At 70.6% G+C, this 13203-nt stretch carries 12 protein-coding genes and 2 pseudogenes; 6 read left to right on the forward strand and 8 right to left on the reverse strand.

Translation table 11 applies throughout. The annotated features are described in order from the left end of the window. Positions 1–5: 5 nt before the first annotated feature. From LRS04_RS21890 to epmA, 4 genes are all read right to left on the reverse strand, one after another. Positions 6–1487: a DUF4153 domain-containing protein gene (locus LRS04_RS21890; protein WP_257818198.1), complete on the reverse strand. Its 1482-nt coding sequence runs from the start codon at positions 1485–1487 to the stop codon at positions 6–8. Positions 1488–1594: 107 nt separating this feature from the next. Next, positions 1595–2353 carry a pseudouridine synthase gene (locus tag LRS04_RS21895; RefSeq protein WP_257818199.1) on the reverse strand — a complete coding sequence of 253 codons (759 nt, stop codon included), beginning with the start codon at positions 2351–2353 and terminating at the stop codon, positions 1595–1597. After that, positions 2353–3393, reverse strand: coding sequence for a lysine-2,3-aminomutase-like protein (locus tag LRS04_RS21900; RefSeq protein ID WP_257818200.1), 1041 nt, complete (start codon positions 3391–3393; stop codon positions 2353–2355). The genes LRS04_RS21895 and LRS04_RS21900 overlap by 1 nt, the downstream gene beginning before the upstream one ends. 19 nt (positions 3394–3412) lie before the next feature. Next, positions 3413–4438, reverse strand: coding sequence for an EF-P lysine aminoacylase EpmA (gene epmA / locus LRS04_RS21905; protein ID WP_257819221.1), 1026 nt, complete (start codon positions 4436–4438; stop codon positions 3413–3415). A gap of 136 nt (positions 4439–4574) precedes the next feature. Here epmA and efp point away from each other — a divergent pair, with 136 nt between their 5' ends. The 3 genes from efp to LRS04_RS21920 all read left to right on the forward strand — a co-directional run bounded on the left by efp (position 4575) and on the right by LRS04_RS21920 (position 7405). Continuing rightward, on the forward strand, positions 4575–5141 hold the full coding sequence (gene efp / locus LRS04_RS21910; RefSeq protein WP_257818201.1) for an elongation factor P: 567 nt from the start codon (positions 4575–4577) through the stop codon (positions 5139–5141). 76 nt (positions 5142–5217) lie between these two features. Then, on the forward strand, positions 5218–6336 hold the full coding sequence (locus tag LRS04_RS21915) for an NAD(P)/FAD-dependent oxidoreductase (protein ID WP_374577287.1): 1119 nt from the start codon (positions 5218–5220) through the stop codon (positions 6334–6336). Positions 6337–6373: 37 nt separating this feature from the next. Further along, positions 6374–7405 carry a mechanosensitive ion channel family protein gene (locus LRS04_RS21920; RefSeq protein ID WP_257818203.1) on the forward strand — a complete coding sequence of 344 codons (1032 nt, stop codon included), beginning with the start codon at positions 6374–6376 and terminating at the stop codon, positions 7403–7405. On the opposite strand, the gene LRS04_RS27190 is transcribed toward LRS04_RS21920, so the two are convergent. The 4 genes and pseudogenes from LRS04_RS27190 to LRS04_RS21930 all read right to left on the reverse strand — a co-directional run bounded on the left by LRS04_RS27190 (position 7368) and on the right by LRS04_RS21930 (position 9796). Beyond that, positions 7368–7646 (reverse strand): M20/M25/M40 family metallo-hydrolase, encoded by a 279-nt coding sequence (locus LRS04_RS27190; protein ID WP_308238204.1) that lies wholly within the window; start codon positions 7644–7646, stop codon positions 7368–7370. The genes LRS04_RS21920 and LRS04_RS27190 overlap by 38 nt on opposite strands. Continuing rightward, positions 7627–8106, reverse strand: a complete 480-nt coding sequence (locus LRS04_RS27195) for a peptidase dimerization domain-containing protein (RefSeq protein ID WP_308238205.1) — start codon at positions 8104–8106, stop codon at positions 7627–7629. Before LRS04_RS27195 ends, LRS04_RS27190 begins: the two co-directional genes overlap by 20 nt. Before the next feature lie 76 nt (positions 8107–8182). Beyond that, a pseudogene (locus LRS04_RS27200) lies at positions 8183–8671 on the reverse strand (M20/M25/M40 family metallo-hydrolase); the annotation flags it as partial. A gap of 10 nt (positions 8672–8681) precedes the next feature. Beyond that, positions 8682–9796 (reverse strand): annotated as a pseudogene (locus tag LRS04_RS21930) (anhydro-N-acetylmuramic acid kinase). 187 nt (positions 9797–9983) lie between these two features. Between LRS04_RS21930 and tyrS the strand changes: the two are divergent. The 3 genes from tyrS (at position 9984) to LRS04_RS21945 (ending at position 13183) form a co-directional block, all read left to right on the forward strand. Then, a complete protein-coding gene (tyrS, locus tag LRS04_RS21935) occupies positions 9984–11306 on the forward strand; it encodes a tyrosine--tRNA ligase (RefSeq protein ID WP_257818204.1) in 1323 nt (440 codons plus the stop codon). Further along, entirely contained in the window at positions 11303–11764 is a 462-nt protein-coding gene (locus LRS04_RS21940) for a peroxiredoxin (RefSeq protein ID WP_257818205.1), read from the forward strand. The genes tyrS and LRS04_RS21940 overlap by 4 nt, the downstream gene beginning before the upstream one ends. Before the next feature lie 264 nt (positions 11765–12028). After that, entirely contained in the window at positions 12029–13183 is a 1155-nt protein-coding gene (locus LRS04_RS21945; protein ID WP_257818206.1) for a M23 family metallopeptidase, read from the forward strand. Positions 13184–13203: the final 20 nt, after the last annotated feature.

Genomic DNA, 13203 nt, shown 5'->3' on the forward strand with positions numbered 1-13203 from the left:
CACGCTCATGTTCTCGGTTGCGGGGGCGCCGTCAACGGGGCCAGGGGCAGCGTCGGGCGGGGTTGCAGGGCCTCGATGCGCGCCAGGCGCCGCGCCCCGCGCCAGGTCCAGGTGCGCCAGTCCTCCTGGCGCCGCAGGAGGCGGTGGAGCTGATCGGCGTGCAGCCGGTCGACCTCGGTCCGCAGGTCCGCCGGCAATGGGCGGGCCTTGAGTTCGGTCAGCGCGACCAGGGCGGCGTCGTCCAGGCCGGCGAGGTAGCCCACATCGAGCGGCGCCCCCGGCCCGCCCAGCTCGCGGGCGTGACGGACGTTCCAGTGAGCGGCGACGGCGCTGAGATCGACGACGCTGCACGCCCCCAGCACCAGCCCGGCGGCGAGCACGTTGGCGTTGACCAGCCAGCTGGCGCTCTTGCGGGCCAGAAGACGCCAGCAGATCAGCGCCAGGCCGACGGCGACCAGGCCCATCCAGAGCAGGGCTGCGATCCGGAGCACGGTCAGCGAATAGGCCTCGACGTAGGCGATGGTGCGCAGCGCCGTGGACGCCACCAGCAGGAGGTTCTGGGCCACCCAGAGCACCACCAGGCGGCGGACCAGCTTCGATTCCCCGGTCGGCGAGCCCGGCCGGAGGAACACCAGGACGAAAAGCCCGGCCAGCAGGGCCGTGGCCACCAGCGGATAGGCGCTGCGATGGGCGTACTCGGCGTGGCTCATCCCAGCCGGCAGCGGCGCGCCGCTCCACAGGAAGGCGAGGTCCAGCCCGTTCTGCAGGGCGAAGACGGCGTTGAAGACCACGAGGGAGAGCGTGATCGACAGCGGCGAGACGCCGGGCAGGTCGAGGTCGCCCACGGCCTCGGCCAGCGGCCGCGGCTTGCGCAGGAACCGTGGGCGCAGGATTCCCCAGACCGCGAGCGCGACCACGCCCCAGAAGATCACCTGTGGCAGTTCGATCGCCGGCAGGCGCAGCGAAGGCAGCCAGCGCTCGATCAGCGGATTGGCCGAGGCGAAGAGCGCCAGGAACGCGAGGCCGCCGACGACGGGCAGCACCACCACCCCGACCGCCGACCGGAACCGTGGCCCACGGGCCTGAATCTTGGGATCGGCGAGCCGGCGGACGTCCAGCAGCGGCCCCGCGAGGCCCGCAAATCCCTGGAAAAGCAGCCGCTGGGTCCAGCGCCAGGCGTCCTCGCCGCGGCCGGCCCGCGGCGAGAGCGCCGCGACGCCCAGCACCAGGCCAAACATCAGCCAGCCGATCAGCGTCGGCCGCTCGAGCTGAAGCGCGGCCAGCAGGACCGCGAGGCCGAGGGCGGCCTGACCGATGCGGTTCCGCAGCACGGCCGGCGTCGCCACCGCCAGCGCCGCGCACCAGGCCAGCGCGAAGACGCCGAGGGGGAGTCCGACATGCCCGGCGTCGAACAACGGGTCGGCGAGCGCCACCAGGCCTGCGGCCAGGACGACCTTGATCCAGAAGCTCGGACTGCGGACGGACATGGCGGCGCTCCCGGTGGGTACGCCGGAAGGTCTAGGCCGCCGCGGTGGACCTGCGCCGGATGGCGGGTGCACCGCCCGACCCGCTCATGTGCAGATGTCGTGCAGGCTCAGGACTTGCCGATCAGGGCGGCGCGCTCGGCGCTGGTCAGCGCCCGCCAGCGGCCCTCCGGCAGGTCGCCCAGGTTCAGGGTCCCGATCCGGATGCGGACGAGATCCATGACGTGCATGCCCACCAGCTCGCACATCCGGCGGATCTGGCGGTTGCGGCCTTCCTTCAGGATGAAGCGCAATTCCTGGCCGCCCAGATGGGTGACCTTGGCGGGCTTCAGGGCGCGGCCGTCCATCGTCAGGCCGTGGCAGAGGAGCTTCACCTTCTCGGGCGTGATCTTGCCGGTGACCTTGACCAGATATTCCTTCTCGAGGTCGCTCTCCGGCCCGATGATCGCCTTGGCGAGCACCCCGTCCTCCGAGAGGATCAGCAGGCCGCGGCTGTCCATGTCGAGGCGGCCGAGCGAGGCGAGCCGCGTGTCGCGGTCGGGGATCGCCGGGCTCTCGCCCACTAAAGCTTCCTCGGTGAGCAGGCGGACGGCGGGAATCTGCCCCTGCTCCGGCTGGGCCGAGACATAGCCCATGGGCTTGTGCAGGACGACGCTGAGCGGCCCCGTCCCGCCGGCCGCGTCGGCGAGCGTCAGGGTCTGGCCCGGCAGGATCTTGTGGCCGGCGTCGGTGATGGTCTGGCCGTCGATGGAGACGCGGCCCTCGGCGATCAGGCCCTCGGCCTCCCGGCGGGAGCACACGCCGCTCTGGCCGAGCCACTTGTTGACCCGCTGCGGCTCCTCGCCGTCGTAGCGCCCGGTCCAGGCCATCAGCGGGCCTTCGGCGGATAGGGGTGGCGGCGGCCCTTGAAGTCCTCGACCGCGCCGTCCACGAGGAAGGCCGGGCCCACCGGAGCCTTGCCGTGGCCGCCGGGGATGTCGAGGACATAGGTCGGCTGGCAGAGGCCCGAGACCGTGCCGCGCATCGCCTTCATCAAGGCCTGGCCGTCCTCGATCGAGGTCCGCAGGTGGGAGGTGCCGGGCGCGAGGTCGCCGTGGTGGAGGTAGTAGGGCTTGATCCGGGTCTCCACGAAGGCGCGCATCAGGGCCGTCAGGCTTTCGGGGTCGTCGTTGACGCCCTTCAGGAGGACGGTCTGCCCCAGCATCGGGACGCCGGCGTCGACCAGCTTCGCGCAGGCGACGCGGGCGGCAGGGGTCAGCTCGCGGGCGTGGTTGGCGTGGAGGGCCACGTAGACGGCCTTGGAGGAACTCTTGAGGGCGGCGACCAGATCGTCGGTGACGGTCTCGGGCTCCACGGCGGGGACGCGGGTGTGGAACCGGACGACCTTCACATGGTCGATGGCGTCCAGGCGGCGCATCAGGTCGGCGAGGCGCCGGGGCGAGAGGACGAAGGGGTCGCCGCCGGTGACGATCACCTCCCAGACCTCGGGGTGTTCCGCGATGTAGGCGAAGGCGGCGTCGAGGGCCTCGGGCGTCAGGGGCCGCAGGCCCTCGGGGCCGACCATCTCGCGGCGGAAGCAGAACCGGCAGTAGACCGCGCAGTTGTGGTTCACCTTCAACAGCAGGCGGTCGGGATAGCGGTGGACGATCCCCTCGACCGGGCTGTGCGCGTCGTCGCCGATCGGATCGGCGTCCTCCTCCGGGAGGCAGACGAGTTCGGCCTCGCTCGGCGTGAACTGGCGGGCGATCGGGTCGTCAGGATCGGCGGCGTCGACGAGGTCGGCCATGGCCGGGGTGATGGCCACGGCATACTGGGCCGCCACGCGCTCGAGGGCGGGCAGGCATGCGGCGTCGACCAGGCCGGCCTCCACCAGCTCGGGCAGGCGTCGAAGGGTGCGCAGCGCCGTCATCGGCCGCGCATATGGCCGCTCAGGGGACCGGCGTCCAGAGAACCTGCTCGATCCGGGCCGCGCGGGTGGCCAGCATGACGAGGCGGTCGAAGCCCAGGGCCGCGCCGCTGGCCTCGGGCATGACGGCCAGCGCGTCCAGGAAATCCTCGTCCACGGGATAGCGCTCGCCATAGACCCGCGCCTTCTCGGCCATCTCCGCCTCGAAGCGGCGGCGCTGCTCGGCGGGGTCGGTCAGTTCGCCGAAGCAGTTGGCCAGCTCGACGCCGCAGGCATAGAGCTCGAACCGCTCGGCGACGCGGGGGTCGCGGCCGGCGGGCCTGGCCAGCGCCGCCTCGGCGGTCGGATATTCGTAGAGGATCGTCGGGCGGCCGAAGCCGAGCTCCGGCTCGACCTTCTCGACGATGATCTTGCTGAACACGTCGGCCCAGGTGTCGTCGTCGGCGACCCGGACCGGAGACTGTGCGGCCAGCGTGTCACGGTCGGTCGAGCCGTCCGCGGCGATGGAGGCCAGCAGATCGACGCCCGCGTAACGGTCGAAGGCCTCGGCGACGGTCAGCCGCTCCGGCGCGGCGCTGGGATCGGCCTCCCGGCCCCTCCAGGTGAGCGCCTTCGTCCCCGCCGTCTCGCAGGCGAGCGCCAGCAGGGCCGCGCAGTCATCCATCAGGACCTCGTAGGCCTCGCCCGCCCGATACCACTCCAGCATGGTGAACTCAGGGTGATGCAGCGGGCCGCGCTCGCGGTTCCGCCAGACCTTGCCGAGGTTGAAGATCCGGCTCTCGCCCGCCGCCAGCAGCTTCTTGGCCGCGAACTCCGGCGAGGTGTGCAGGTAGAGGGTCGAGCCCTCCCCCGCCGTGGTCAGGGCCTCGGTGGCGAAGGCGTGCAGGTGGGCCTCGTTGCCCGGGGAGGTCGCGAGCGCGGCGGCCTCGACCTCGGTGAATCCGCGGTCCTCGAACCAGCGGCGCGTGGCCCGGGTGACAGCGTTGCGGGCCAGCAGGAACGGCCGCCGGTCGGCGTGCCGATCGGGGGACCACCAGGGCGAGGGCATTGGATCAGACAAGGGTGCGACCCGGCGTGGGGCTGGAGATTTCGGCGCAGGTCGCTATAGGGGCGCGACAACATTTCGAACATCGGAATCGCGCAGGCCCGCCCTGCCCACTCCGCCGCACTCTCAAGGACACCCCGTGAAGGTCATCGCCAGCTCGCTCCGCAAGGGCAACGTCGTCGATCTGGAAGGCAAGCTCTACGTCGTGCTGAGCGCCCAGAACATCCACCCGGGCAAGGGCACGCCGGTAACCCAGCTCGACATGCGCCGTATCTCCGACGGCGTGAAGATCTCCGAGCGCTACCGCACCACCGAGACGGTGGAGCGGGCCGTGGTGGACGACCGCCCCTACCAGTTCCTCTACCAGGACGGCGAGGGCTTCCACTTCATGAACCCGGACAACTACGACCAGCTCGTGGCCTCCGCGGACGTGATCGGCGACAGCGCGCCTTACCTGACCGACGGCTGCACGGTGTCGCTCTCGACCCACGACGGCGTGCCGATCGCCATCGACCTGCCGCGCCTGGCGACCTTCGAGGTTGTCGAGACCGAGCCTTCGGTGAAGGGCCAGACGGCGTCCTCGTCCTACAAGCCGGCGATCCTCTCGAACGGCCTGAAGACCATGGTCCCGCCGTACATCACGGTCGGCACCAAGATCGTCGTCCTGACCGAGGACGGCTCCTACCAGGAACGCGCCAAGGACTAACTCCCGGGAAGGGAGCGCTGATGTGAGCGCCCGCGAACAGTTCGACGTCATCGTCGTCGGCGCGGGCGCCGCCGGCATGTTCTGCGCCATCGAGGCCGGCAAGCGCGGCCGGCGCGTGCTCCTGCTCGACCATGCCTCCGCGCCGGGCGAGAAGATCCGCATCTCCGGCGGCGGGCGCTGCAACTTCACCAACATCCACGCCGGGCCGGCGAACTTCCTGTCACAGAACCCGAAGTTCGCGGTCTCGGCGCTCAGGCGCTACCGGCCGGCGGATTTCATTGGCTGGGTCGAGCGCCATGGCATCGCCTGGCACGAGAAGACGCTTGGGCAACTCTTCTGCGACGGTTCGGCGAAGGAGATCATCCAGGGCCTCCTGGCCGACATGGCCGCCGCCGGGGTCACGCTTCGCCTCAACACCACCGTCGACCGCATCGAGAAGACCGAGGCGGGCTTCCGCCTGAACGGCGCCCTGGAATGCGCCGCGCTGGTGATCGCCACCGGCGGCAAGTCGATCCCGAAGATGGGCGCCACCGGCTTCGCCTATGACGTGGCCCGGCAGTTCGGCCTGGCGGTCACCGAGACCCGGCCGGCGCTCGTCCCGCTCACCTTCGACGTCTCGCTGCTGGAGCCGCTGAAGCCGCTGGCCGGCGTGGCGACCGACGTGCGGGTGGCCTCGGGCAAAACGCTGTTCGAGGAGGCGATGCTGTTCACCCACCGTGGCATCTCAGGGCCCGCGATCCTGCAGATCTCGTCCTACTGGCGCGAGGGCCAGGAGATCGAGGTGGACATGGCGCCCGGCGCCGACGTCTTCGAAGAGCTGCGCAAGGCGCGGACGAGCCATGGGAAACAGGCCGTCGCCACCGTGCTCTCCCGGTTCCTGCCCCAGCGGCTGGCGGCCCACATCGCCGGCGACATCCCCGGCAACGTGGCCGACGCCTCCGACAGGACCCTGCGGCGCGTCGCGGACGCCGTGAACCGCTGGCGGGTGAAGCCCGTAGGATCGGAGGGCTATCGCACGGCTGAGGTCACGCTCGGCGGCGTCGATACGGACGGGCTCGACAGCCGGACCATGGCGGCCAAGGCCGTCCCCGGCCTGCACTTCATCGGCGAGGCCGTGGACGTCACCGGCTGGCTCGGCGGCTACAATTTCCAATGGGCCTGGGCCAGCGGCTGGTGCGCCGGCCAGGCGGTCTGACCGGAACGACAGCTTGGCGGGAGGCGTTCGCGGGCCGATGGGCAACATCGAAGACCTGCAGGGCGTCGTGCTGTTCGCCATCGGCCGCAGGCCCGTGACCCTGGGCGGAGTCGTCACCGGACTCGCCATCATACTGATCGGCTTCCTGGCGGCGCGCGTGGCGCGGCTGGGCATCGAGCGCCTCCGCGGGCGGGCCCGCCACGGCAAGGCTGCGCTCTATATCGTCGAGAAGCTGACGACCTACGGCGTGGTGATCGCGGCCGTGGTCATCGGCGTGACGGCGATCGGCATCAACCTGTCGTCGGTTGCGGTCTTCGCCGGCGCGCTCGGCGTGGGCGTCGGTCTCGGCCTGCAGGGCATCGTCAAGGAGTTCGTCTCCGGCCTGGTGCTGATCTTCGACCGCGTCCTGAACGTCGGCGACTATGTGGAGCTGGAGGACGGCAAGCGCGGCCTCGTCCAAGAGATCGGACCCCGCGCGGTCCGCATCCGTACGAACGACAACGTCGACCTCGTGGTGCCGAACTCGAAATTCATCGAGGGCCAGGTCGTGAACTGGACCCTGAACAACCGCAGCCGGCGCATCCACATCCCGTTCCGCGTGGCCTATGGCGTGGACCGCGAGCAGGTGCGGCGCCTCGTGCTGGAGGCCGCGCGGTCGGTGCATTTCACCCTGCCCGAGACGGAGACGGAGCGCAGCCAGGTCTGGCTGACCGGCTTCGGCGAGCATGGACTGGAGTTCGAGCTGCTGGTCTGGCCGACGCTGGACGCCGTGAAGCGGCCCGCGGCGATGCACGCGGCCTACACCTGGGCCATCGCCGACGCGCTGGAGTGCGCCGGCGTGGAGATCCCCTACGCCCAGATGGACCTGCGCCTGCGCAGCCTGTTCGGCCAGGAGGGCGACGCGGCGCTCGACGCCCTGCGGCTCGAGCACGCGCGCAGCCCTCGCACGCCGGCCACGTCGGCCGCCCAGGCGACGACCAACGACGCGGCGGAGGATCTCGCCCGGCCGCTGCCGCCGCCGGACGAGCCGCTCATGGAGCCGCGGCGGACAGGAAATCCAGCGCCGTGAGCGCCTGGGCGCGAACGCCCACCTCCATGGCCGACTCGTCGATCGTGAAGAACGGCGAGTGGTTCACGCCCGGCGGATTGCCGATGCCGAGGTCGTAGAACAGGCCCGGCACCTTGAGCTGGTAGTACGAGAAGTCCTCGGCGCCGGTGATGTAGTCGATGTCGTCCTGGATCTTGCCGCCGGCGGCGCGGGCCAGCGTCGGCTTCATCCGGGCGGTGAGCTCACGGTGGTTGTTGGTCACCGGATTGGGTGTGCCCCACTTGAACTGCGCCTTCGCGCCATAGCGCCTCCGAGATCGAGGCCACCGCCTTCTCGGCGCGGGCCATGACGTCCTTGCGCATCTCGGGATCGAAGGTGCGCAGCGTGCCGGCCATCTCCAGGTCTTCCGGGATGATGTTGTAGCGCAGGCCGCCGTGGATGGTGCCGATCGTCAGCACCGTCGGCGACTTGGCGACGTTCACCTGCCGGGCGGCGATCTGGTTGAAGGCGGTGACGATGTCGGCGGTCAGCGAGGCCATGTCGATGCCCGACCAGGGCTGGGCGCCGTGGGTCTGCTTGCCCTTGAGCTTGATCTCGTACCTGTCGGACGCGGCCATCATGGGCCCCGGCCGCCACAGCAGCGAGCCCACCGGGCCCGGCACCACGTGCAGGCCGAAAATGGCGTCGACCTTGGGGCTCTCCAGCACGCCCTGCTCGACCATCACCTTGGCGCCGCCTTCCTCGCCGTTGGGGGGCGCCCTCCTCCGCGGGCTGGAAGATCAGCACCACCGTTCCGGGGATCTCGGCCTTCATGGAGGCCAGCAGCTCGGCCGCGCCCATCAGGATCGCCACGTGGGCGTCGTGGCCGCAGGCGTGCATCACCGGCACGGTCTGGCCGTTGTACTCGGCCGTCACCTTCGAGGCGTAGGGCAGACCGGTCTGCTCGGCCACCGGCAGGGCGTCCATGTCGGCCCGTAGCGCCACCACCTTGCCGGGCTTGCCGCCCTTCAGGACGCCGACCACGCCCGTCTTGGCGACACCGGTCTTCACCTCGAAGCCGAGCCTGCGGAGGTGGTCGGCCACCAGCTTCGAGGTGCGGACCTCGCGGTTGCCCAGCTCGGGGTTCTGGTGGATGTCGCGCCGCCAGGCGACGACCTTCGGCTGCAGCGCCTTGGCCTTGTCGAACACCGCGCCGTCATAGGGCATCGGCCCATTGGCCTGCGCCAGCGCGGGCGCGGCGGCGGAGACGGCGATCGCGGCGGTCGCCGCCAGAAGAACCTTACGCATCAGAACCCCCTCACTGCTTGTTCGGCTGAACGATCCGGCCGCCGGTCATCGGCCGCGGAACGCCCGTGGTCTTCGGGAACGAGATCGGCAGGCCCCGCGCGGTGCGGGCCGCCAGATAGGCGAAGGCCTCCGCCTCGATGGCGTCGCCGCGCCAGCCGTGGTCCTCGGCGGTCTTCACCTCGCAGGGCAGCCGCTCGGCCAGCGCCTTCATGATCTCGGGATTGTGCCGCCCGCCGCCGGTCACGACGATTTCCCTGGGGGTCGCCCCCATCAGGTCGAACGCCAGCCGCACGCTCTCGGCGGTGAAGGCCACGAGCGTGGCCGCCGCATCCTCGAGCTCGACCTGCGCCAGGGGCTCCAGCGAGAAGTCGTAGCGGTCCAGGGACTTGGGCGGCGGCGCCTGGAAATAGGGATGGGCCAGCAGGGCGCGGAGCACCGCGTCCTGGGCCTTGCCGACGCTGGCGTAGCGGCCCTTGTCGTCGAAGCGCCCGGCGCCCCGCTCCTGGACGAGGAGGTCGATCATCCCGTTGCCGGGACCGGTGTCGAAGGCCGCGATCTCGTCACCGCCGGTCCAGAAGGTGATGTTGGCGACGCCGCCGATGTTGAGCACCGCCAGCGGCGCGGTGAGGCCGGACGCGGCGGCCCGGGCCAGGTGATAGATCGGGGCCAGCGGCGCCCTTCCCCGCCGGCCGCCACATCGGCGGTGCGGAAGTCGTAGGCCACCGGCACGCCCGCCCCGTCGGCCAGCCACTGGGCGTCCAGGAGCTGGACCGTCCGGCCGATCCGCTCGGGCGTCGGGCGTTCGTGCAGCACCGTCTGGCCGTGCGCGCCGATCAGGTCGATATCGGACCAGGCGAGGCCGTTGGCGGCCAGGAACGCCTCGGCGGCGGCCAGATGCTCCTCGGCGCCGGCGCGCGCCGCCTCGGCGAAGATCGCCGGCTCCGGCGTTCCCCGTTCCCACTGCAGGGCCTGGCGGGTCGCTTCCAGCATGAGGTCGCGGACCGGTTCGCTGAGCTTCCGCTCGCCGGCCGGACCGAACGCCTGGATCGCCTCGCCATCGGTCTCCAGCACCGCCATGTCGACGGCATCGAGGGAGGTCCCGGTCATGAATCCCAGCACGCGCATGCGGCTTGACTGCCACGAGCCGCGCGACGTAGCTAGCCGCCATGATCGGACGCCGCGCCCTCTTCGGCCGCTATTACCGCCTGCCCCTCTAGCAGGCGACGGATCCCGCGCGCCTGCCCCTCCGGCCGGCGCCCCTCCCCGATCAGATCCACGGACGCCGGCCTCCTGAAACCTCCAAGGAGCCGCCATGTCCCTCGAAATCGCCGATGCGCCCGTGCTAGAGCCCGGCCACCGAAGTCCCGAGAATCCCGCGATGTCCGACCCCGCCTTCAAGTCCGAGTTCCTGAAGACCCTGCAGGCGCGCGGCTACATCCACCAGATCACCCATCCGGAGGAGCTGGACGAGGCGGCGGCCGCCGGGACCATCGCGGCCTACATCGGCTTCGACGCCACGGCGCCCAGCCTGCACGTCGGCAGCCTGATCCAGATCATGATGCTGCGCCGGCTCCAGCAGGCCGGTCACAAGCCCATCGTCCTGATGGGCGGCGGCACGACCAAGGTGGGCGACCCCACGGGCAAGGACGAGGCCCGCAAGCTGCTCAGCGAAGCCGACATCCAGGCCAACATCGCCTCGATCAAGACCGTCTTCGCCAAGTTCCTGGCGTTCGGAGACGGCCCCACCGACGCGGTGATGGTCGACAACGACGAGTGGCTGTCGAAGTTCGGCTACGTCCAGTTCCTGCGCGACTACGGCGTGCACTTCACGATCAACCGGATGCTGGCGTTCGACTCCGTGAAGCTGAGGCTCGAACGCGAGCAGCCGATGACCTTCCTCGAGTTCAACTACATGCTGATGCAGTCGGTGGACTTCCTGGAGCTCAACCGGACCCGCAACTGCGTCCTGCAGATGGGCGGCTCCGACCAGTGGGGGAACATCCTGAACGGCGTCGAGCTGATCCGCCGCGTCGACCAGAAGCCCGCCTTCGGCCTGACCACGCCGCTGCTCTCCACGGCGTCCGGCCAGAAGATGGGCAAGACCATGTCGGGCGCGGTCTGGCTGAACGCCGACATGCGCAGCCCCTACGATTACTGGCAGTTCTGGCGGAACACCGAGGACGCCGACGTGGGCCGCTTCCTGCGCCTGTTCACCGACCTTCCGCTGGAGGAGATCGCCCGGCTGGAGGCCCTGGAGGGCGCCGGCATCAACGAGGCGAAGAAGGTGCTGGCGAACGAGGCCACCCGCATGCTGCACGGCGCCGAGGAAGCCGCCAGGGCGGCCGCCGCGGCGCAGGCGGCGTTCGAGCAGGGCGGGCTCTCGGCCGACCTGCCGACCCATGAGATCCCGGCGGGGGACCTCGAGGCGGGCGTGCAGCTCGCCGACCTGATGGTCGCCGCCGGCCTGGCCGGCTCCAAGGGCGAGGCGCGTCGCCTGGCCCAGGGCGGGGGGCTGCGGGTCAACGACAAGGCGGAGGCCGACGCCAACCGCGTCGTCACGACCGGCGACGTCGCGGACGGCGTCGTCAAGCTGGCGGCCGGCAAGAAGAAGATCGTCCTGGTGAGGCCCACATGAGCGAGATCACGGAAGGCGCGAAAGCGCCGGACTTCAGACTCGAGACCGCGGAGGGGCCGGTGGGCCTCTCCGACTTCGCCGACAAGGCCCTGGTGCTCTACTTCTATCCGAAGGACGACACGCCCGGCTGCACCAAGGAGGCGCAGGACTTCTCCGCCCTCGCCCCCGAGTTCGCCGAGGCCGGCGCGACAGTGCTCGGCGTCTCCAAGGACAGCGTGAAAAAGCACGAGAGCTTCGCCCGCAAGTACGACCTCGCCGTCCGCCTGGGCGCCGACCCCGATGGCGAGGTGATCGCGCGCTACGGCTCCTGGGTCGAGAAAAGCCTCTATGGCCGGCAGTACATGGGCATCGACCGCTCCACCTTCCTGATCAAGGACGGGGTGATCCGCAGGATCTGGCGCAAGGTGAAGGTGGCCAACCACGCGCAGCAGGTGCTGGACGCCGTGAAGGCGCTCTGAGACCCGAGGTCGCAGGGGCGCACCCGCGCCAGCCTCCGGGAAATCCCCGTGTTGCAGCTTTGCCGCGGCGCGGAGCTTTGTTCGCCGAGAGGCGAGACCGCGATTGCGGAATGCCTGATCGCCATTCAGGCTGCGTTAACCTCTGCCGCAAACAATTCGAGCTTGCGGTATTGCGTCGGTTTGCGACGCCATTTCGCCTTGCGCGCCGAAAAATTCTGGTCGCATATCTCCAGCGTTCCATGGGGCTGGGGACTTAGCGGAAACATGCAACGGCTGGCGCGACTTCGTCGTTCGCTCGAAGACCTGTTTCCGGAACGTCACCTGTACGTCCGCTCCGGCGGCGAGATGAAGGCGTTCGTCCTCACCGCCCGCAAGCAGATGGCCGCCGCCGGCATCGTCGCCGGCGCCGCGCTGTGGATGGGCGTCTCCACTGCCGCCATGCTCGTGAACGTGTTCTCGGCCTCCGCCGCCGACCGCGAGATCGCCCGCACCCAGGCCAAGTACGAGCGCTGGATCGCCGACCGCCAGGCCCGGCTGAACTCCGCCGTCGCCCAGCTCAACGCCTCCTCGGGCTCGACGGACGACATCGCCACGACCATCGAGAAGCGGCACGCGGCGCTCGCCCTGCTGCTCACCGACATGAAGGGCGCGCCGGGCGCCGCCGAGGCCCTGACGCCGGCCATCACCCGAGCGCTGTCGGCCCAGGACGCGCCGCCCGCCCGCCGGGTCGAGATGGTGCGGATCAGCCAGGAACAGCTGCTCGACGCCGCCGACACCTTCGCCAAGAGCCGCGCCGACCGCGTGCGCCTGGCCTTCCGCCTCGCCGGCCTGACGCCCGCCGCCTACATGCCGAAGGGCGGGTCGCTGGGCGGGCCGTTGATCGAGTCCAAGGACCCCCGCGCGCTCGCCGCCGTGCTCGACGTGGACGAGAGCTTCGCCCAGCGCGTCCAGCACGCCGCCACCGACCTGTCCGAAGCCCGGGCCCTGACCGCCGCGGTGGAGAAGCTGCCGCTGGCCCGGCCGACCGCCGGCACGCCGCAGACCAGCCGCTTCGGCGTCCGCTTCGACCCCTTCACACGCCGCCCGGCCTTCCACTCCGGCCTCGACTTCTCGGGGGCCCACATGACCCCGATCTACGCCACCGGGCCAGGCGTGGTCTCGTTCACCGGCGTGCGCTCCGGCTACGGCAACACGGTCGAGATCGACCACGGCCGCGGCCTGAAGACCCGCTACGCCCACCTGCAGGCGATCGGCGTCCGGGTCGGCCAGCCGGTCGGCGTCGGCCAGCGGATCGGCGGCATGGGCTCCACCGGGCGCTCCACCGGCACGCACCTGCACTACGAGGTGTGGGTCAACGGCCGCGCCCAGAACCCCGACCGTTTCCTCAAGGCAGGCGCGTATGTTCTCCAAGCCGGCTAAGTCCAGTTCCGCCCGTCCCG

Source organism: Phenylobacterium sp. J367 (genome assembly GCF_024699985.1).
Lineage (GTDB): Bacteria > Pseudomonadota > Alphaproteobacteria > Caulobacterales > Caulobacteraceae > Phenylobacterium.

What these genes read in the sequence shown, in the direction of transcription:
- LRS04_RS21890 (WP_257818198.1), bottom strand. Translation starts at nt 1,487, where the DNA reads ATGTCCGTCCGCAGTCCGAGCTTCTGGATCAAGGTCGTCCTGGCCGCA.
- LRS04_RS21895 (WP_257818199.1), bottom strand. Translation starts at nt 2,353, where the DNA reads ATGGCCTGGACCGGGCGCTACGACGGCGAGGAGCCGCAGCGGGTCAAC.
- LRS04_RS21900 (WP_257818200.1), bottom strand. Translation starts at nt 3,393, where the DNA reads ATGACGGCGCTGCGCACCCTTCGACGCCTGCCCGAGCTGGTGGAGGCC.
- epmA (WP_257819221.1), bottom strand. Translation starts at nt 4,438, where the DNA reads ATGCCCTCGCCCTGGTGGTCCCCCGATCGGCACGCCGACCGGCGGCCG.
- LRS04_RS21915 (WP_374577287.1), top strand. Translation starts at nt 5,218, where the DNA reads ATGTTCTGCGCCATCGAGGCCGGCAAGCGCGGCCGGCGCGTGCTCCTG.
- LRS04_RS21920 (WP_257818203.1), top strand. Translation starts at nt 6,374, where the DNA reads ATGGGCAACATCGAAGACCTGCAGGGCGTCGTGCTGTTCGCCATCGGC.
- LRS04_RS27195 (WP_308238205.1), bottom strand. Translation starts at nt 8,106, where the DNA reads ATGGTCGAGCAGGGCGTGCTGGAGAGCCCCAAGGTCGACGCCATTTTC.
- tyrS (WP_257818204.1), top strand. Translation starts at nt 9,984, where the DNA reads ATGTCCCTCGAAATCGCCGATGCGCCCGTGCTAGAGCCCGGCCACCGA.
- LRS04_RS21940 (WP_257818205.1), top strand. Translation starts at nt 11,303, where the DNA reads ATGAGCGAGATCACGGAAGGCGCGAAAGCGCCGGACTTCAGACTCGAG.
- LRS04_RS21945 (WP_257818206.1), top strand. Translation starts at nt 12,029, where the DNA reads ATGCAACGGCTGGCGCGACTTCGTCGTTCGCTCGAAGACCTGTTTCCG.